The organism is Cryobacterium sp. 10S3, assembly GCF_034344045.1.
Classification (GTDB): Bacteria; Actinomycetota; Actinomycetes; order Actinomycetales; family Microbacteriaceae; genus Cryobacterium; species Cryobacterium glucosi.
The window spans coordinates 384,744-402,198 of record NZ_CP133773.1 but is presented as its reverse complement, the minus strand read 5'-3'; the positions used below and the strand labels follow the sequence as shown (position 1 = coordinate 402,198).

The window sequence follows — 17,455 nt, the reverse complement described above, 5'->3', positions numbered from 1 at the left end:
GCGGGCATCCGCTGGATGGTGCAATGGAACATGCGCCAAGTAATGTACGAAGCCCAGCGAGCGCTGGCCTCCCCCGTGCGAAACCCGCGGATGGCGACCGTGATCGGTCGACTGCTCGGGCTCGCCTTCGTGCTGTGCTTCGGTACCGGGCTGTACAGCCACTTTCTGCAGGAGCCGCTGCCGGGCATGCACTTCGCGACCCGGCCGGAGCTGCTCTACCAGTTCACCCAGGGCACCCACATCATCGCGGGCATCGCCTGCTTCCCGCTGCTGCTCGCGAAGCTGTACATCGTCTTCCCCGACCTGTTCCAGCAGCCGCCGGTGAAATCGTTCCTCAATTTCCTCGAACGCGCGTCGATCGCCCTGTTCGTGGGCGCCTCGCTCGTGCAGATCACGATCGGCCTGCTCAACACCTACCAGTGGTACCCGTGGCCGTTCCCGTTCCGGGAGACGCACTTCGCGCTCGGCTGGGTGCTGATCGGATCGCTCGCCCTGCACATCGGCATCAAGCTGCCGATCATCGCCCGGGTCTGGCGCAAAGAGGCCGACGATGGCTCCGGCGACGACGACCACCTGACGGATGCCGTCGCCCGCGACCGCACGGCGACGCCGGAGGCCGTTCGCCTGTTCGGCTCGAGCCGGCCGACCGGGGTCACCGGCCGGCTGCTCGCCTGGATCGACGCGACACCGGACCTTCGGGCGGACGCCACTGCGGAACGCGCGCCGTCAGGGCTCGACACAGGATCCGCCTCAGCTTCCCGGGACGACACGGCCGACGCGGAAGACGCAGCGCGCACGGCTCACACGCGCCTCAGTCGGCGCGGCTTCCTCACCACGGTCGGGGTGAGCGTCGGCACGGTCGTCGTGCTGACCGCCGGGCAGACGGTCGCCCCGCTCGACGCGGTCAATGCCTTCGCACCGCGGAAGAAGGGCGTCGGTCAACAGGGGGTGCCGGTCAATCGCACCTCGAAGCAGGCGGACGTGGCCGCGGATGCCCTCGCGGCCGGCTGGGTACTGACGGTGGCGCACGCCGGGGTGGAGCGCAGCTTCAGCCGGTCCGAACTCCTCGCCATGCCCCAGACCGAGGTCGATCTGCCGATCGCCTGCGTCGAGGGCTGGAGCCAGCTGGCGCGGTGGCGCGGGGTTCGCCTGAGCGATCTGGCCGATCTGGTGTCGGCGGATGCCGCGGCATCCTTTCGCCTGACCAGCCTCGAGAAGAAGGGCGCGTACCGCCAGACCACGATGGGGTCGGAGTACGTGCGCGACCAGCTCACTCTCGTCGCTCTCGAGCTCAACGGGGAGACCCTCGACCTCGAGCACGGTTACCCGGCCCGGATGATCGCCCCCGGGCGGCCCGGGGTGCTGCAAACCAAATGGCTGAGCCGGATCGAGGCGATGGACGTATGAGTACCGCACGCACTGCAGGAAACCGAAGCGTCGAAGCATCCGGATCCGGCGAACTGGGGCCGGCCCTCCGCGTCACGCGGATCGTGCTGATCACGCTCGGCCTCGCTGGTCTCGCCTGGGGCGCCTATGTACTGTTCGACAGCGTGAAGCCCGCGCGGATTCCCGGTATCGCCCTGTGGATGGGCGCGGCGATCGTGTTGCACGACGGGGTGATCTCGCCGCTCGTGTTCTTCTGCGGGATCCTGCTGCGCCGGGCCGGGCACCGAATCAGCGGAACGGTCATCCTCGTCGTGCAGGGGGCGATTGTGGTCGGCTCCGTCATGAGCCTGATCGTGGTGCCGTTGCTGATCGCGCAGTCGCGCGGCACCGGCAACCCGACGGTGTTGCCCCTCGACTACGGCGTGAACTTCGCCGTGTTCTGGGCAGCTGTCGCCGTCGTCACCGCGGCCGTGTCGTTCGGCCTCTACGCGCGGGGCCGGCGCCGGCTGCGCTGACCCGCGTCGCGCGCGAGAACCGTAAGGTCGGAGAAATTCGCGACACACCTCATCCGCTGCCGGAGGTGACGGAGTGTCGCGAAAAACTCCGACTTCACGCCGATCGAGACGACGGGCGAATGCCCGGTTGCGGGCGCGGGGCGAGCGCGGGGACTCAGGCGTGGAGGAGGCGGGCGAACCAGCGGCCATCCAGGCGCCAGTCGTGCGCGACCCGGAGCCCCGCGTCGGCGGCATGGCCGGCGAGGGCGTCGACGCCGACCTCCGCCCAGGGGAAGACGTCGCTGAGGAGGCCGGAGGCATCCTCGAGCCGGCCCTCGTAGCGTTCATTGCGCGCCGGGTCGTGGCTGACCTCGACGAGGAGCGCGCCCCGGGGCGCGAGAAGTTCGGCGCAGCGGGTCAGGAGCGCGGTCACGTCGCCGCCGATGCCGATGTTCCCGTCGACGAGGAGCGCGCCCGCCCAGCCGCCCTCGAGCGGCATCGGGTCGAAGACGCTGCGCTTGAGCACGCTGAGGCCGGCGTCGACGGCGATCCGTACGGCGGTCGGCGAAACGTCGATTCCAAGCGCGGACAGGCCGCGGTCCATCGCGGCACGCACCATCCGACCAGGGCCGCAGCCGATGTCGAGGACAGGACCGGTCAGGCCGTCGAGCAGGAGCTGGTCGGTGTCGTCGGCGTCGGCGCTCCACCGGGCGGCGTCCATGGTCGCGGCGGCGATGAGGCCGCCGTCCCGGGAACGGCGGAGGTAGAGAACGTTGTCGGCGTTGCGCAGCGCGGCCGCATAGGGTTCCGCCCCGCCGGCGCCGAAGGTCGCGGGGGCGAGGTCGAGGGCGGATGTCCGCTCGCCGGGGACGCGATCGAGGCGATCGGGTTCGAGGATGTCCCATTCGAGGATGCGGGCGGCCTGCGCGTTCATGCGCGCACCGGAATTCCGGTGGCGACAGCGCCGGTCGCGTCGCGATCGGCGGGGCGGGCGTCCGTGCGGGCGGCCGTAGCGCCGGGGAGCAGTGCGGCGAGGGTACGTGCGAAGCGCCCATTCGGAACCGTGGCGGCGACGGAGTGCGCATCTGCGATCGTGTCGACATCGGTGAGCACGGGCAGGTGCCGCACCCGGAGGCCCGCCTCCTCCAAGCGATCGAGCTGCCGGGCCCCGGTGTCGTCCATCGACATCGCGACGCCGCGAATCAGGTCCCCGCGCCGGGAGTGACCGTTCCGGGAGTGACCGCGGCTCGACCCTCCGCGCGGCTCGGCGAGCGCGAGCGCCCAGAAGCCGCCGTCGTCCGCGAGGCCGAGCCAGGCATCCGTGTCGTCTGGCCAGTCGGTGAAGACCGGCGCGAGCAGCTCGGTGGTCACCTGCGGGGTGTCCATGCCGATCAGGACGGTCGGTTCGTCGAGCCCGTCGAAGATGGCGGCGAGGCGCTCGTCGAGACCGCCGGCGACCTGGGGCAGGATCTCGAACTCAGCGGCCAGGCGCGGCGGGGTGACCCCGTCGAAGGCGAGGATGCGGCGCGAGGCCGGGAGGGCGAGCGCTGCGGTCAGGGTGTCGTCGAGGCTCGCCGCAGCGAGCTCGGCGGCCTGCTCGAAGGAGAGCGCCGGGTGCAGGCGGGTCTTGACCCGGCCGGGCAGGCACTCTTTGGCGATCACGACGAGGGCCGTCATTTCCGGGCCTCGCGCAGCAGGGCGGACATGTCGCCGATCGCGGTCACGGTGCCGCGGATCGTTCCGGTCACTTTGCTGCGCCCGACCCGCGGCGAATAGGAGGAGTCGACCTCGCGGATGCTCCATCCCGCGTCGGACGCACGGAGGAACATCTCGAGCGGGTAGCCGCTGCGTCGGTCCTGGAGGTCGAGGGACAGCAGCGCCGGGCGCCGGGCGGCCCGCATGGGGCCGAGGTCATGTATGTTCACACCGGTTATTCGGCGCAGGCGCCAGGAAAGACTGGAATTGGCCAGGCGGGCGTGCAGTGGCCAGGATCCGCGGGTCGTGGGACGGCGGCGGCCGAGCACGAGGTCGGCGTCTCCGGCGAGGATCGGGCCGACGATGCGCGGAAGTTCGGCCGGGTCCATCGACGCGTCGGCGTCGCAGAACGCTACGATCGGGGCGGTCGCGGCAAGGAGCCCCGCGTGGGCGGCGGCGCCGAAGCCGCGGCGCTCCTCGTGCACGACGAGGGCGCCCGCCGCTGCGGCGATCTCGGCCGAGCCGTCGGTCGACCCGTTGTCGACGACGATCGCCCGGTAGCCCTCCGGCAGGCGCGACAGCACCCACGGCAGGGCGCCGGCCTCGTTGAGGCACGGGAGCACGAGGTCGACCTGGATCGGAGTCATCTTCCGACCCTAAAGGGGCGCCGACCCGGAACAGAGCCGAGAACATTACGGACTGAGGAAGAACACCGGGAGCAGCCCCGCGGCGTTTCCGGCCGGCCGGGGCCACCGTATCCTGAGACCGTGACAGCCCCTTCCACTCCCACCGCCCCGGTTCCCCCCGCTCCCCCTGAGGAACGGCGCATCCTCGTGGTCGACGACGACCCGACCGTGCTCGAGATCGTCTGCCGGTACCTCCGCGCCGCCGGGTTCCTGGTCGATGAGGCCCCGGACGGGCTGAGCGCGCTCCGCCTCGCCGAGGAGAAGCGGCCGCACCTCGTTGTCCTCGACCGGATGCTTCCGCTCCTGGACGGGATCGAGGTGTGCCGCCGGGTGCGCAGCACCTGGGCCATCCCCGTGATCATGCTCACCGCCCTCAACCAGGAGGACGACCGCATCGACGGCCTCGAGGCCGGTGCGGACGACTACCTCGCCAAACCGTTCTCGCCGCGCGAGCTCGTGCTGCGGGTGCAGGCCGTGTTGCGGCGCACCGGCCAGGCCGCAGCCCAGGCTGCCGCGCAATCGGCCGGGCAGGGCGCGGGCGGGGCATCGGGCCTGCCGACCGTGCCGCTCGCGATCGGCGACTTCACCCTCGACACCGCCGCACACGAGCTGCGCCTGCACGGAACGCCGCTCGTGCTCACGGTGCGCGAGTTCGACCTGCTCTCCTACCTGCTCCGGCACCCGCACACGGTCCTCGGCCGGGAGGACCTGCTCCGCTCGGTGTGGGGGTGGGAATTCGGCGACCTCTCGACCGTGACCGTGCATGTGCGGAGGCTGCGGGAGAAGATCGAGGCCGACCCGGCGCATCCGCTGCTGTTGCAGACGGTGTGGGGCGTCGGCTACCGGTTCGACCCTGTCCCGCTCGGCCCGTCGGGAACCCGCGGCGCACCGGATTCCGCGACCGCAGAAGACCGGACGATCTCGTGACGACCGAGGTGCTCGTCATCGTCGCGCTCAACGCCCTTGCGTGCGCGGTCGTCACCGGCGCGCTCGGCCTGCTCGCGCTGCGGATGATGAAGCGGTCCTCGTTCGTGGTCCAGCTCATGCTCGTCGCCCTCGCGGCGATCGTCTCCGTCGTCGGGGGGATGTCGGCGGTCGCCACCCAGATGTACGTCTCGACCCACGACCTCGGCGTCTTCTACTCGGTCGCCGCAGTCGCCGGGCTCGTGTCGCTCGTGATGGCCGCGCTTCTCGGACGCACCCTCGTGCGCGACAGCAGGCACCTGCGCAGCGCGGCCGAACGCCTCGGCCGCGGCGAATCGGTCGCGGCCGACGGCGACGCCGCCGCCCCGCGGCACAGCACGACCGAGTTCAGCGACCTCGCCGGGGAACTCGCCGCGACGGGGGCCCGCCTCGCCGAGTCCCGGGCTCGCGAACGACGCGTGGAGGAATCCCGGCGCGAACTGATCGCGTGGATCTCGCACGACCTGCGGACGCCGCTCGCCGGCATCCGCGCCATGGCGGAGGCGCTCGAGGACGGGATGGTCGAGGACCCCGCCCGGTATTACCCGCGGATGCGCGACCAGGTCGACCGGTTGAGCGGGATGGTCGACGACCTCTTCGAACTGTCGCGGATCCATTCAGGGACGCTGCGCCTCGCGCTCGAGCCGGTCGCGCTCTACGACCTGATCAGTGACACCGTCGCGGGCTTCGGACCCGTAGCGCACGCGAAGTCCCTCGACCTGCGATTCGCCGGCGAGACGGGGCTGACGGTCCTTGCCGATCCGCGCGAACTGTCCCGCGTTGTCGGGAACCTCGTGATGAATGCGATCCAGCATTCGCCGTCCGGGAGCCCGATCACGGTGTCGGTGCGCGAACGGGGGGACGGCGGAGCCGTGATCTCCGTCGAGGACGCGGCAGGCGGCATCCCGGAACAGGACATCGACCGGGTGTTCGAGGCCGGCTGGCGGGCGAGCGAGCCGCGCACCCCCGGCGGGGCTGGACTCGGCCTCGCCATCGTGCAGGGCATCGTCACAGCGCACCAGGGCGAGGTGATCGTGCAGAACGTGCCGAACGGATGCCGTTTCGACGTGTTGCTGCCGCGGCGCGCGGTCGCCGTCTAGGCCCGCACGAGCGGGAGGAAGATCGTGTCGACGATCTCCAGGATGGTCTCCTCCGGCACGGCGGAGTGCGTCATCAGGACCTCGTGCCGGAACAGGTCGACGGGAAGGTTCCTGATCCTCGGGGTCAGCCTCGAGGCATCGATCTCGCCGCGCTCGAGTGCCCGGGCGATCACGCCGTCCATGATCGGGCCCTGGCCACCGGAGATCGATTCCCGGAGGTCGGCCAGGCTCGTCCCGGTGGCGCGGTAGTAGTCGGCGAGGGACACGACGAGCTGCGTCGCGATCCGGACGCGGCGCTCGTTCGCTTGCCGGAGGAGCGCGATCACGTCCCCGCGCAGGCTTCCGGTGTCCTTCACCTCGATCGGGTCCTGCGCAACGACGTGGACGATGGCCGCGCGGGCCAGCTCCGGCTTGCCCGGCCAGCGCCGGTAAAGCACGGCGCGGCTCGTTCCTGCGCGGGTGGCGACGGCGTCGATCGTGAAACTCTCGTAGCCACGCTCGGTCAGCTCGGCCCACGCCGCGTCGAGCAGGGCGCCCTCGAGCGCGGGTCCGCGGCGGCGCGTGCGGGCGTCATCCTGGCCACTAAGAGACATTGCGTATCCTAAACTCCTCGTCTATGCTTCGAATCATTCGATACACACTGTACCTTATGAGGAGCCATGGCTGAGATGGAGACGTTGGATCCCGTCCTGCGGCGGACCGCGATCGCCGTTGTCGTCGGGGCGCTCGCGGTGGTGTTCGACACCACGATCGTCAGTATCGCCCTCCGCACGCTCGCGACGGAGCTGAACACGACCGTCGACGTCATCCAATGGGTGACGACGGGCTACCTGCTCGCCCTCGGCGTCGCCATCCCGCTTGTCGGCTGGGCGCAGAGCCGGATCGGTGGGAAGCGCCTCTGGATCGCGGCCCTGTCGCTCTTCCTGGTCGCGTCCGTCCTGTGCAGCCTCGCCGGGGACCCGCAGAGCCTGATCGCCTCCCGCATAGTGCAGGGCCTCGGCGGCGGCGCACTCCTGCCGCTGTCGTCGACCCTCGTGATCCAGGCCGCCCAGGGCCGGAACCTCGGCCGGGTGATGGCGACGCTGAGCCTGCCCGCTGTGCTCGGCCCGATTCTCGGTCCCGTCCTCGGCGGCCTGATCCTGAACACCCTCGACTGGCGCTGGCTGTTCTGGGTGAACGTCCCGTTCTGCGTGGTCGGGCTCATCCTCGCCACGCTCCTGCTCCCGAAGGATGAGCCCGCCAGGCCGGTGCGGCTAGACGTCGTCGGCCTCCTGCTGCTCTCGCCCAGCATCGTCTGGCTACTCTTCGGCCTCTCCAACGGCGCCAGGGACGGCGGATTTGGCCGTGCCGACGTCGTCTTGCCTCTGATCTTCGGCGCTGCCCTCCTCACAGGATTCGTCGCCTGGGCGATCCGGCGCCCGGGCACAGCCCTCATCGACGTGCGCCTCCTGACGCACCGCCCCCTCGCGACCTCCTCCGCCCTGCTGTTCCTGACCGGCGTCTCGCTCTACGGCGCCATGCTCCTACTTCCGCTGTACTGGCAGGAGGTGCGCGGCTTCGACCCACTCGGCGCCGGCCTGCTCCTCATCTCGCAGGGCGTGGGGACCTTCCTCAGCCGGTCGTCCGCCGGTCGTCTCACCGACCGGTTCGGTGCCCGTTGGGTCTCCATGGCCGGCTTCGCGATCGTCGGCGTCGGAACGCTCCCGTTCGCCGTCGCGACCGCGTCGACGAACGAGTGGATGCTGATGGCCGCGTTGCTCGTGCGCGGTTTCGGACTCGGGGCGGTCACGATCCCCCTGATGGCAGGCGGGTTTGTCGGGCTCGAACGGGCCGAGGTCCCGCACGAGAGCGTCATCACCCGGATCGCGACCCAGGTCGGCGGGTCCTTCGGGGTCGCCGTGCTCGCAGTGATCCTGCACGCCCGGGTCGTGGGCGGCGCCGACCTCGCCACGGCCTTCGACCAGGCGTTCTGGTGGGCCGTCGGCTTCACCGGGCTCGGAGTCGCGCTCTCGTTCCTGTTGCCGTCCCGGCAGGGACCCCCTCCGGAACGCGTCAGCGGCGGACGGCAGCCCGGAGCGGAGCGGTCGCGAAGGCGCGCATGCCGTCCGCGAAGGTGACGGCGGGCATCCAGCCGAGCTCGGTGCGCAGCCGCTCGGAGGACGCGGTGATGTGCCGCACGTCACCGAGCCGGTACTCCCCCGTCGTGACGGGGTCGGGGCCGCCGGCCGCGCGGCTGAGCGCCCCGGCCATGTCCCCGATCGTGTGCACGACCCCCGAGCCCACATTGAACGCCCGGAACAGGGCGGCGGGGGCGTCCGCGGTGTGCTCGAGCGCGGCCAGGTTGGCGGATGCGACGTCGGCGACGTGCACGAAGTCGCGGCGCTGCCTGCCATCCTCGAAGACGCGCGGTGCCTCTCCGCGTTCGAGGGCCGACCGGAACAGGGACGCGACCCCGGCGTACGGCGTGTTCTGCGGCATCCCCGGCCCGTAGACGTTGTGGTACCGGAGGGCGAGCGCGCGCCCGCCCGTCGAGCGGGCCCAGCTGCTCGCGAGGTACTCCTGGCCGAGCTTGCTCGAGGCGTAGACGTTGCGGGGGTCGAGCGGGTCGTCCTCGGTGACGAGCAGCGGTTCGAGGGGCTCTCCGGTTTCCGGGTCGAGCGGGTCGAACCGGCCGGCGGCGAGGTCGGCCTCCTGGCGCGGGCCGGGCCGGGTGAAGCCGTGCGGGCCGCGGTAGCTGCCCTCGCCGTAGACGACCATGGAGGAGGCGAGCACGAGCCGGTCGATGCCCGCGGTGGTCATGCCCGCGAGGAGCACGGCAGTGCCGACCTCGTTGCTGCGGACATAGTCCGGCGCGTCGGAGAAGGCGACGCCGAGCCCGACCTTCGCGGCCTGGTGGCAGACCGCGTCGACTCCGGAGAGGGCGAGGTCGACCGTCGCCGGGTCCGTCGTGTCGCCGACGAGGAGGTCGACCCGCGCGTCGATCGACGGCAAGCCGCCGTGCACGTCGGGGCGCAGAGAGTCGAGCACGCGCACGTCCCAGCCGCGCCCGAGCGCCTGGCTCACGATGACGCCGCCAATGAACCCGGCACCGCCCGTGACGAGCAGCCGGGGGCTCATCGGGCGGGCCCGGGTTCGGTCGTCGGCGCGGGCACGGGAACGGGATGCGGAACCGGAGGAGGGCCAGGGAACGGCCGGGGATCCGGCGTCGGCACAGTGCCGGGCTCCGTTTCGGCGTCCGTTGCCGTCTCGGTCGAGAGCCGGGTGGGCTGCCCGGGCCGGACCGGTCGCACGGGCCGGTCGAGCACGGTCCGGACCAGCTCGGGATCGATCAGGGTCCGCGGGGCGTACCCGGCGGGAATGCCGCGGAGGATGCCGTCGATGGCCGCGAGGATTCGGGGCTGCGCCGCGGCCAGCCGAGCGAAGACGAGCTCGGCCGTGACGGCATCCGTCTCGGTAGTCCCGGGCAGGGCTGTCTCGGTCAGGGCTGTCTCGGGCAGGTGCGCCTCGAGAGCGGATGCCGCCGCGTCCGCGCCGGGTTCGGCGGGGGCGAGTCCGGCGTCTGCATCGGTGACGAAGGAGAGGTTGACCGTTCCGATGCCCAGTTCGGATGCGAGGACGACCTCGGGGTACTGGGTCATGTTGACGATGTGGGCGCCGGCCGCACGGAACCAGAGCGACTCCGCCCGGGTGGAGAACCGGGGGCCCTGGATCACGACGACGGTCCCTGTGGGCGCGAACCGCTCGCCGAGTGCGTTCAGGGCGGCTACCGCGGTGCGTCGGAGCACCGGGTCGAAGGGGTCGGCAGCGGCGAGGTGCGCGACGACGCCTTCGTCGAAGAAGGTGTCGGCGCGGCCGTTCGTGCGGTCGATGAACTGGTCGGTGACGACGAGGAGCCCCGGCGGGTACTCAGGGCTGACGCCGCCGACGGCGGAGGAGGAGATGATCGCGCGGACGCCGAGGGAGGCGAGCGCCCAGATATTGGCGCGGTAGTTGATCCGATGCGGCGCCTCGGTGTGCCCCGCTCCATGCCGGGGCAGGAATGCGACCCGACGTCCGGCGCGCTCGCCGACCGTGATCGGCGCGGAGGTCGACCCGTACGGGGTGTCGATGGTGATCGAGGTGACGGTGCCGGCATCGAAGAGCCGGTACAGTCCGGATCCGCCGATCACCGCGATCTCCACCGGGGCATGTGCGAGTGGTTGCGCGGGAGTCTGCTCGGTCACTCTGTGCTCCTCGTTCGGCGGGCGGGGTGTCCAGTCTTGCATCCCGCGCCGGCGTGCGCTGAACTCCGTCCGGGCAGCGCCGACCCCGTCACCTTTCCGGTCGAAAGTTCCCGGTACGCGGGTCACTCTCGACCGGAAAGGTACCGGTCAGTGCGTGCAGCCGTCAGTGCGTGAAGACGTCAGTGCGTGTAGACGCGGATCGACTCGGCGAGCGGGCCCGGCGGGCGCACCGGGAACGAGGCGACCATGCCGGCATCCGCATAGCCGACCGACGACACCGTCTCGGAGCCGCCCGACACGATGTACCGCGTCGACGCGAAGAGCGGCAGCGCTCCGGCCGCACCGGCCGCGACCGTCACGCTGCCGGATGCACCGTTCTCGGCGGTCGCCGTATAGGTCACGTCCTTGGTGCTCTGATTCAGCAGGTTGAGCAGCGGCGAGGGTCCCGGCGCCGTGACGACGGCGAAGTCGCCGGTGAGCGAGGCGGAGGATGCGAACCAGGCGAAGTCACGGCCGTTGGTACCGGTCGCCGAGCCGAGGGCCGAGGCCACGACGGGCTGGTCGCTCGAGACGGTGAGCGAATAGCTGCCGACGGCGAGTCCGGAGAGCGGCACGTCGGTCGCGAGTCCGGGCTGGAGGGTGACCTCGACGGAGGTACCCGCGGCCTGGCCTCCCTCGCTCATCACGCCGATCTGCACGGTCGCAGCCGTATCACCGGGGGCGAGCAGACGCACAGAGGGTGTGTCACTCGCGACCCCTCCCGCGTCGCTTCCGGCGTCGTCTGCTGGAAGGTTCTCGATGCGCAGGCCGGCGATGCTCTGCTTGAGGCTCCGGTCGACGGATGTCCCGAGCAGGTCGACCCCGCCGGTCGCGAGGCCGCGCACGATGCTCTGCTGCAGGGTGGCCACGACCTGGCCGCCGTGGGTCGTCACGTGCACGACGGGAGAGCGGAGGTTCGGCGCGAGGCCGGCGAGCGAGACGACGCGCTGGGCGCCGGGCTGGACGAGGATCCCTGTGGAGCCCGGCGCGGTGACCCGGCCCGATTCGCCGAAGACGTCGAGGTCGACGGTTGCAACGACCGTTGTCGGGTTGCTGAGCAGCACGAGGGTCGTGCGGCCGACATCCGTCGACCCGCCGACGAGCCAGGATTCGCCGGTGGCCTCGCCGCAGGCCGCGACGGCGAGGCCGCCGAGGACGGCCTCCGCCGCCACGGACTGGGACTGGCTGCCGGCCACGAGCGGTGCCGTGGACGCGCCCTTCGCGACGGGGATGTTGAGCTTGACGGGGGCGCCGTCCGTGGTCTTGCGGTTGTCGACGGCGCTGAGCAGGCTCGCTGACGGTGCGCTCCATGCGCCCGCGGGGACCGCCGCCTTGGATGCGGTCGTGGCGGGAGCCCAGGCGCCGGATGCGGTGTCCGGGCGCCCGAGCGAGCTCGCGGACTTCGCCTGCGTCGAGTCCTCTGCGAGGGTGAGCAGCGGACCCGGGCAGACCCGGACCTGCTCGCTCGGAACCGGCGCGACGGCGAGATAGGCCGGGGCGGTGCCGAAGGCTGGCCAGGGCACGACGACGGCGGCCGCTCCGAGCACGCCGGCGACGCCGAGCACGCCGAAGGCGATGAGGAACCGGGCACCGGTCCGGGCGATGGCGCGCTTACCTGGCATTGTTCGGGTCCTCCTGTCCACTCGGACGGTCGGCAGGCTCGACGGGGTCCGTCGCCTTCTCCTCGCGGGGTGACGCTGCCGGTTTTTTGGGCGGAGCAGTGCTGGGGGCGACGTGCTCGGCAATCTCGCCCGCGGTCACGTCGGCAGGGCCGTCCTCGGTCTCGTGGCCGTGGCCCGAAGTGAGGGCGAGGTCGGAGGAGCTCTCCCGTTCCGCGGCGTGCGCGAGTTCGACAGCGGCGGCGAGCTCCCCGGCCTCCGCGGCCTCGGCGGCTTCGGCGGCTTCAGCAGACTCGATCGCCTGGGCGGCCGGGGTGCCCTCGGCCGGCACGATCGCGCCGGCCTTCACGCTGCGCCGCAGTGCGGCACGAGCCTCGGAGCGGGCAGACCGCGCCTCGGACTTCGCACTGCGTTCTTCGCGGTGGAGATCCCGTGCCTCTGCCTTGCGGTCCTGGGTGTCCGAGCGGGCCGATCGGCGCATGGCGTCGCGGTTCGCCTGGCGTACGGCTTCGGGGCCCGCCCCGGTCGGGATCGACAGGAGCAGGGCTGAGCCGACCGTGATCGCGGCAAGAAGCAGGGCGGCGAGAGAGAAGACTCCCCCGGCGTGGGCCGGGACCTCGCTCGCCGTGACACCGGCGGCGGAGGCGGGCCCGTCATGGCGCCAGAGCCGCCCGTACGCGGTGTCCCCGACGGGCACGAGCGCTGCTTCGCCGTCGAGCGCGGTCGTCGCCCTGGCGAGGGTCTCCGTGGCCGCGACGCTTGCCGCCGCGGCACCTCTGCCGGTGTCGGTGAGGGCGGCCGGCCGCAGCAGCACGAAGCGGATGCCGAGGTCGGCCAGTCCGGCCGAGGCATCCAGTCCGCTGCGTGAGGCCAGGTTTCCCGCGAGCGTGGCGAGTTCCTTATCCGCCGCGGAGAGCGTGGTCGTGGTGTTGACGAGGGTGCTCTGCTCGTTGAGGGTGGTGCCCGCGCCGCGCACGATCGTGGCGAGGATGCCGCCGTTGGACTGCGGGACGATTTCGAGGGTGCCGACCCGGGCATCCGTCTGCGCTTCTGCCGTCACGAAGGCGGGCTGGGTGCGGTCGCTGCCCTCATGGACGGCGCTCAGCTCGAGCGGGAGTGCTCCGGCGAGCGGGACGACGGCGACAGCGAGAAGGACGGTTGCGGCGACGGCAGGGGCGACGGCGAAGCGGCGGAACTCGCGCAGGGCGAAGATCACGGCGCCGACGAGGCCGAGCCAGTAGAGGCTCAGGCCGGAGCCGGGCCAGATGCTGACGCTCGCGGCGCCCGTCGTCGCGAGGCTGAGCTGCGTCGCGGCGATCGCGGTGCCGGCGCCGAGCAGGGCGGTCAGGACCGCGACGCTCGCATTACGGATGCTGGGCAGGAACAACGAGAGTGCGGCGAGGATCGCGAGCGGGGCGAACAGGACCGGGATGATCCAGGACAGCGGCAGGCCCTGCAACGCGGGGGCCTGGCCCAGCAGCGTGCTCCAGCCACCGAAGTCGCCGGTCGGGAAGCCGAGCAGCAGCTGCCAGTCCGGGGCGGGGGTGCTGGGCACCGGCACCCCGGGGTCGGCGAGGAGCGCGAGCCACGAGCCGCGCAGGCCCTGGTCCAGGATCAGCGGGAGCGCGAGGGCGACGGCGGGCAGCGGGATGCCGATGAACCGGGCGATGCCGCGTCCGCTCGCGACCGAGCAGAGCAACCACAGGATGAGCAGCGCGGGCGTGAGCGAGGGGGCGCAGAACAGCACGGCGGCGAAGAGCAGGGATGCTGTCGCCGACGCGGACCACGACCGGCCGGCGGAATAGCCGGCAAAGAACAGCCAGGGCAGCAGCAGGTGCGCGAGGATCGCGGTAGGGCGACCGGCCGAGAACGCCGTGAGGAAGGTCGGGGCGAGCACCCACAGTGCTGCGGCGGTGAAGCGGAGGAGCCCGCGGTCGGTCAGGCGGGTCGCCGCGAGCCAGGCGCCGAGTGCCGCGAGCGGGAGGGCGACGAAGTAGAGCAGCACGAGCGAGTACGACGGGGCCCAGAACGTGAGCGAGCCGAGCACGGCGAGCACGGCGGCGAAAGGATCTGCGGCGCCGACGAAGCCGAGGCCGAGGTCGCGCCAGCCGTATCCAACGCTCGCCCAGAGCCCGGCCGGGGTGCTCGACAACGGCAGGAGTCCCCCGCCGGCGAGGTTCTGCGCACCGAGCAGTGAGGCGAACATGATGATTCCGACGAGCGCAGCCGCGAGCACGGTCCAGGCGCCGCCGCTCGCGAAGAAGCGGATCTCCGGCCGGTCGGAGCCGAGGCCGACGAGCACCGCTTCGCGTTTGAGGGCGTGCCTGCGGCGGACCTCGGCATTCGTCAGGCGCAGGGACGCGATCGACCCCCAGCCGAGCGTGCGGGTCTCGGCGAGTCGACGGCGGGCGTTGTGCACCCGGGAGCCGCTGAAGGCAGTGCGGAATGCGGCCGAGAACTCGCCGGGAATCGCGCCGGGCTCCTTCTGCAGCAGCGCTCCGATGGAGCGGAAGAAGGCGAAAGGCACGAGCGCGATCCAGTGCAGGGGGATCAGCCACCCCGCGGAGTAGACGAGGCGCCGGTGCAGCTGTGCGGTCCTGGCCACCCGAAGCCGCTTGCGGCGGGCCCGTCCGCGCGAGGACCCGCTGAGCCCGGCGACACCGTCGCCCGCCGAGGCGACGCGCGCCGCGGCGACGACCGACACCCGGCGGCCGGACAGGCGCACGCGCACGCAGAAGTCGAGGGCGTCGTCCGCGGACGGCAGGCCGGGGTCGAAACCGCCGAGCTGGTTCCAGACGCTGTGTCGCACGAGCATTCCGCCGGCGTCGACGGCGAGCACGTCGCTCATGCCGTCGTGCTGGCCCTGGTCGAGTTCGCTCTCGACGAGGGTCACGGTCGCCCCGCCCGGCGTCATCGACAGGCCGACGTCGTGGATGTAGTCGTGGGCGCGCCAGTCCATGATCTTGGGTCCAGCGACGGCGACGGAGGGTGCGATCTCGAGTTCGCCGAGCAGCGCTTCGAGCGCGCCGGGTTCGGGGGCACTGTCCTGGGCGAGCAGCCAGAGCATCTCGCTGTCGGATTCCGGCGGCGCCATCACGCGCACGGCGGCGGCGATCGCCTGCCCGAAGGTCAGGTCGGAGTCGGCGGAGATGAAGTGCGTCGGACCGTGCGCGGCGAGCAGCTGGGCCGTCGCGTCGCTGGATCCGCAGTCGACGGTGATGACGACATCCGGCTGACGGGTTTGCCGACTCAGAGCCTCGAGAGTGCGCTCAAGGTGTTTCGCGCCGTTGCGGGCGACAAGGATGGCTGTGACTCGTGCATGCATATCAAGCCAAGCCTAGGTTGCATCGTCGTTGTGCGGTGGCCCCTGGACGGGCGTGCCCGATATGCACGGCCCGATTCACGCGGCCGATGTGGGTGGGAACGGCGTCAGCTGGCGCGCTTGCGCAGTTTACGCCGCTCGCGTTCGGAGAGACCGCCCCAGATGCCGAAGCGTTCGTCGTTGGCGAGCGCGTACTGCAGGCACTGGGTGCGCACCTCGCACGAGGTGCAGATCTTCTTCGCGTCCCGGGTGGAGCCGCCCTTTTCGGGGAAGAACGCCTCGGGGTCGGTCTGGGCGCACAGCGAATCCGCCTGCCAGGCGAGGGCGTCACCTTCGTCGGGAAGGGTGTGTCCGGTGCTGTCCTTGCGAATTCCGGGAATGCCCAAGCGAACGGGATCGACGAACCAGTCCTCGGGTACTCCGGAACGATACTCGGCTTGCGTCATATCGTCTCCCACCCCTTGCAATACGTGCCCTAATAACTCGTCCGCACTAATTACAGCCGTGTAATTCCCCCACGTCAAGTCGCCGATAATAAACCCTCAATGTCGGCTGGAGAGTTTCGACTCGCCCAAAGACAGAAAATGTGACCTCGCCGGGGGCTTGACGAATATGCGTCCAGAGCCCTATGAAACGGATGCCGCCTGCCGCGATTCCCAGGCGCTGCGCACCATTTCTTCGAGGCTGTGCCGCATCTTCCAGTCGAGGTCGCGTGCCGCGAGCGCGCCGCTCGTGACGATGCGGTCGGGGTCACCGGCCCGGCGGGGACCGATGTCGGGCGTGAAGTCGATGCCGGTCACGCGGGCGACCGTCGTCATGATCTCGCCGACGGAGACGCCGTCGCCGCTGCCGAGGTTGTAGACGGGTTCGATCGCCGTGCCGGCGTCGAGGAGTCGGGCGGCCGCGACGTGCGAGACGGCGAGGTCGGCGACGTGGATGTAGTCGCGCACGCAGGTGCCGTCGGGGGTCGCGTAGTCGTTGCCGTTGATCCGCGGGGTGTGGCCGGCGAGGAGCGCGTCGAAGATGATCGGGAACAGGTTGTGCGGGCTCGTGTCGCGGAGCTCGCGAGCACCGGAGCCGACAACGTTGAAGTAGCGGAGCGCGGTGTAGCTGAGTCCGGCCGCGACGGCCTGGTCGCGGAGCAGCCACTCGCCGATGAGCTTGGTCTCGCCGTACGGGGACTCCGGGCTCTTCGGGGTCTCCTCGGTGACGAGCGAGGTCGTCGGGGTGCCGTAGACGGCCGCGCTCGAGGAGAACACCATCCGCTTCACGTCGGCTTCCTGCATTGCAGCGAGGAGGGTGGCCATGGCCGTGACGTTCTGCTCATAGGCGTGCAGCGGGCGCTGCACCGAGACCCCGGCGTACTTGAAACCGGCGACGTGCACGACGCCCGTGATCGGGTGATCGGAGAAGGTGTTGAGGAGAAGAGGGCCGTCGAGCAGGTCGCCGTGAACGAACGGCACGGACTCAGGGACGAATTCGGCGTGGCCGCTCGAGAGGTCGTCGACCACGACGACGTCGATGCCCTCGGCGAGGAACGCGCGGACGATGTGGGATCCGATATAGCCGGCTCCGCCGGTGACAAGCCACGCCATGTTTACCCTCGCAGGATCGCTCGGCAACCTAGCGATGCCGGTGCTGCCAGCCTAGCGTTCGGGCCGATTCCGGCGCTGCGCGCCCCCTGCGCCGCTTCGCGCCAGGCGTGCCAGGCGCGAAGCAGCGGAAGTAGCGCGTGTGGGTCAGGGCCAGTCGTCGTCGGGGCCGTGGGTGCGCCGGGCGATCTGCGGGTCGCCGTAGCCGTCGCGGGTCACCGTGGTGAACGTCGCGACGACGCTCCAGAGGGTGAGGAGGGCGAGAACCAGGACCAGGAATGTCATCATGGCAGGAACTCTAGGCATTGCGATATCCTGCCGCGAGTGGCAGTCTTG

16 protein-coding genes are annotated in these 17,455 nt (G+C 71.1%); 5 read left to right on the top strand and 11 right to left on the bottom strand.

Going from position 1 to position 17,455, the window contains the following annotated elements:
* The first annotated feature begins 42 nt into the window (after positions 1–42).
* Positions 43–1,407 carry a molybdopterin-dependent oxidoreductase gene (locus tag RHM57_RS01765; RefSeq protein ID WP_322189481.1) on the top strand — a complete coding sequence of 455 codons (1,365 nt, stop codon included), beginning with the start codon at positions 43–45 and terminating at the stop codon, positions 1,405–1,407.
* A complete protein-coding gene (locus RHM57_RS01760; protein WP_134449018.1) occupies positions 1,404–1,901 on the top strand; it encodes a hypothetical protein in 498 nt (165 codons plus the stop codon). The genes RHM57_RS01765 and RHM57_RS01760 overlap by 4 nt, the downstream gene beginning before the upstream one ends.
* A gap of 154 nt (positions 1,902–2,055) precedes the next feature.
* Here RHM57_RS01760 and RHM57_RS01755 read toward each other — a convergent pair whose 3' ends face one another.
* Genes RHM57_RS01755 through RHM57_RS01745 form a run of 3 tightly spaced genes read right to left on the bottom strand, consistent with a single transcriptional unit; the run spans position 2,056 to position 4,222 of the window.
* On the bottom strand, positions 2,056–2,814 hold the full coding sequence (locus RHM57_RS01755) for a class I SAM-dependent methyltransferase (RefSeq protein WP_134449019.1): 759 nt from the start codon (positions 2,812–2,814) through the stop codon (positions 2,056–2,058).
* Positions 2,811–3,557: a TIGR04282 family arsenosugar biosynthesis glycosyltransferase gene (locus RHM57_RS01750; RefSeq protein ID WP_134449020.1), complete on the bottom strand. Its 747-nt coding sequence runs from the start codon at positions 3,555–3,557 to the stop codon at positions 2,811–2,813. Before RHM57_RS01750 ends, RHM57_RS01755 begins: the two co-directional genes overlap by 4 nt.
* Positions 3,554–4,222 (bottom strand): glycosyltransferase family 2 protein, encoded by a 669-nt coding sequence (locus RHM57_RS01745; protein ID WP_134449021.1) that lies wholly within the window; start codon positions 4,220–4,222, stop codon positions 3,554–3,556. Before RHM57_RS01745 ends, RHM57_RS01750 begins: the two co-directional genes overlap by 4 nt.
* Positions 4,223–4,342: 120 nt before the next feature.
* Here RHM57_RS01745 and RHM57_RS01740 point away from each other — a divergent pair, with 120 nt between their 5' ends.
* Positions 4,343–5,188 (top strand): response regulator transcription factor, encoded by an 846-nt coding sequence (locus RHM57_RS01740; protein ID WP_198413662.1) that lies wholly within the window; start codon positions 4,343–4,345, stop codon positions 5,186–5,188.
* Entirely contained in the window at positions 5,185–6,324 is a 1,140-nt protein-coding gene (locus RHM57_RS01735) for a sensor histidine kinase (RefSeq protein WP_134449022.1), read from the top strand. Before RHM57_RS01740 ends, RHM57_RS01735 begins: the two co-directional genes overlap by 4 nt.
* Here RHM57_RS01735 and RHM57_RS01730 read toward each other — a convergent pair.
* Positions 6,321–6,917, bottom strand: coding sequence for a TetR/AcrR family transcriptional regulator (locus RHM57_RS01730; protein ID WP_322189480.1), 597 nt, complete (start codon positions 6,915–6,917; stop codon positions 6,321–6,323). The two genes, RHM57_RS01735 and RHM57_RS01730, sit on opposite strands and share 4 nt — an antisense overlap.
* A gap of 66 nt (positions 6,918–6,983) precedes the next feature.
* Here RHM57_RS01730 and RHM57_RS01725 point away from each other — a divergent pair, with 66 nt between their 5' ends.
* Positions 6,984–8,441, top strand: coding sequence for an MDR family MFS transporter (locus tag RHM57_RS01725; RefSeq protein ID WP_322189479.1), 1,458 nt, complete (start codon positions 6,984–6,986; stop codon positions 8,439–8,441).
* Here the strand turns inward: RHM57_RS01725 and RHM57_RS01720 are convergent.
* The 7 genes from RHM57_RS01720 to RHM57_RS01690 form a co-directional block, all read right to left on the bottom strand.
* Positions 8,377–9,441, bottom strand: coding sequence for an NAD-dependent epimerase/dehydratase family protein (locus RHM57_RS01720; protein ID WP_322189478.1), 1,065 nt, complete (start codon positions 9,439–9,441; stop codon positions 8,377–8,379). The two genes, RHM57_RS01725 and RHM57_RS01720, sit on opposite strands and share 65 nt — an antisense overlap.
* On the bottom strand, positions 9,438–10,547 hold the full coding sequence (locus tag RHM57_RS01715) for an MTAP family purine nucleoside phosphorylase (protein WP_322189477.1): 1,110 nt from the start codon (positions 10,545–10,547) through the stop codon (positions 9,438–9,440). Before RHM57_RS01715 ends, RHM57_RS01720 begins: the two co-directional genes overlap by 4 nt.
* Positions 10,548–10,726: 179 nt before the next feature.
* The gene (locus RHM57_RS01710; protein WP_322189476.1) at positions 10,727–12,208 is read right to left on the bottom strand and encodes a DUF5719 family protein; all 1,482 of its coding nucleotides are present in this window, start codon (positions 12,206–12,208) and stop codon (positions 10,727–10,729) included.
* Positions 12,198–15,530: a glycosyltransferase gene (locus RHM57_RS01705; RefSeq protein WP_322189475.1), complete on the bottom strand. Its 3,333-nt coding sequence runs from the start codon at positions 15,528–15,530 to the stop codon at positions 12,198–12,200. The genes RHM57_RS01710 and RHM57_RS01705 overlap by 11 nt, the downstream gene beginning before the upstream one ends.
* Positions 15,531–15,634: 104 nt before the next feature.
* Positions 15,635–15,973, bottom strand: a complete 339-nt coding sequence (locus tag RHM57_RS01700) for a WhiB family transcriptional regulator (RefSeq protein ID WP_134449029.1) — start codon at positions 15,971–15,973, stop codon at positions 15,635–15,637.
* 180 nt (positions 15,974–16,153) lie between these two features.
* The gene (gene galE / locus RHM57_RS01695) at positions 16,154–17,122 is read right to left on the bottom strand and encodes a UDP-glucose 4-epimerase GalE (protein WP_322189474.1); all 969 of its coding nucleotides are present in this window, start codon (positions 17,120–17,122) and stop codon (positions 16,154–16,156) included.
* 144 nt (positions 17,123–17,266) lie between these two features.
* Positions 17,267–17,407, bottom strand: a complete 141-nt coding sequence (locus RHM57_RS01690; protein ID WP_322189473.1) for a hypothetical protein — start codon at positions 17,405–17,407, stop codon at positions 17,267–17,269.
* Between the last annotated feature and the right edge of the window lie 48 nt (positions 17,408–17,455).

Bases quoted from the DNA above. Each gene is read 5' to 3' on its own strand.
- RHM57_RS01720 (WP_322189478.1), bottom strand. From the start codon at position 9,441: ATGAGCCCCCGGCTGCTCGTCACGGGCGGTGCCGGGTTCATTGGCGGC.
- RHM57_RS01730 (WP_322189480.1), bottom strand. From the start codon at position 6,917: ATGTCTCTTAGTGGCCAGGATGACGCCCGCACGCGCCGCCGCGGACCC.
- RHM57_RS01690 (WP_322189473.1), bottom strand. From the start codon at position 17,407: ATGATGACATTCCTGGTCCTGGTTCTCGCCCTCCTCACCCTCTGGAGC.
- RHM57_RS01750 (WP_134449020.1), bottom strand. From the start codon at position 3,557: ATGACGGCCCTCGTCGTGATCGCCAAAGAGTGCCTGCCCGGCCGGGTC.
- RHM57_RS01710 (WP_322189476.1), bottom strand. From the start codon at position 12,208: ATGCCAGGTAAGCGCGCCATCGCCCGGACCGGTGCCCGGTTCCTCATC.
- RHM57_RS01725 (WP_322189479.1), top strand. From the start codon at position 6,984: ATGGCTGAGATGGAGACGTTGGATCCCGTCCTGCGGCGGACCGCGATC.
- RHM57_RS01745 (WP_134449021.1), bottom strand. From the start codon at position 4,222: ATGACTCCGATCCAGGTCGACCTCGTGCTCCCGTGCCTCAACGAGGCC.
- RHM57_RS01760 (WP_134449018.1), top strand. From the start codon at position 1,404: ATGAGTACCGCACGCACTGCAGGAAACCGAAGCGTCGAAGCATCCGGA.
- RHM57_RS01705 (WP_322189475.1), bottom strand. From the start codon at position 15,530: ATGCATGCACGAGTCACAGCCATCCTTGTCGCCCGCAACGGCGCGAAA.
- galE (WP_322189474.1), bottom strand. From the start codon at position 17,122: ATGGCGTGGCTTGTCACCGGCGGAGCCGGCTATATCGGATCCCACATC.
- RHM57_RS01765 (WP_322189481.1), top strand. From the start codon at position 43: ATGTACGAAGCCCAGCGAGCGCTGGCCTCCCCCGTGCGAAACCCGCGG.
- RHM57_RS01700 (WP_134449029.1), bottom strand. From the start codon at position 15,973: ATGACGCAAGCCGAGTATCGTTCCGGAGTACCCGAGGACTGGTTCGTC.
- RHM57_RS01755 (WP_134449019.1), bottom strand. From the start codon at position 2,814: ATGAACGCGCAGGCCGCCCGCATCCTCGAATGGGACATCCTCGAACCC.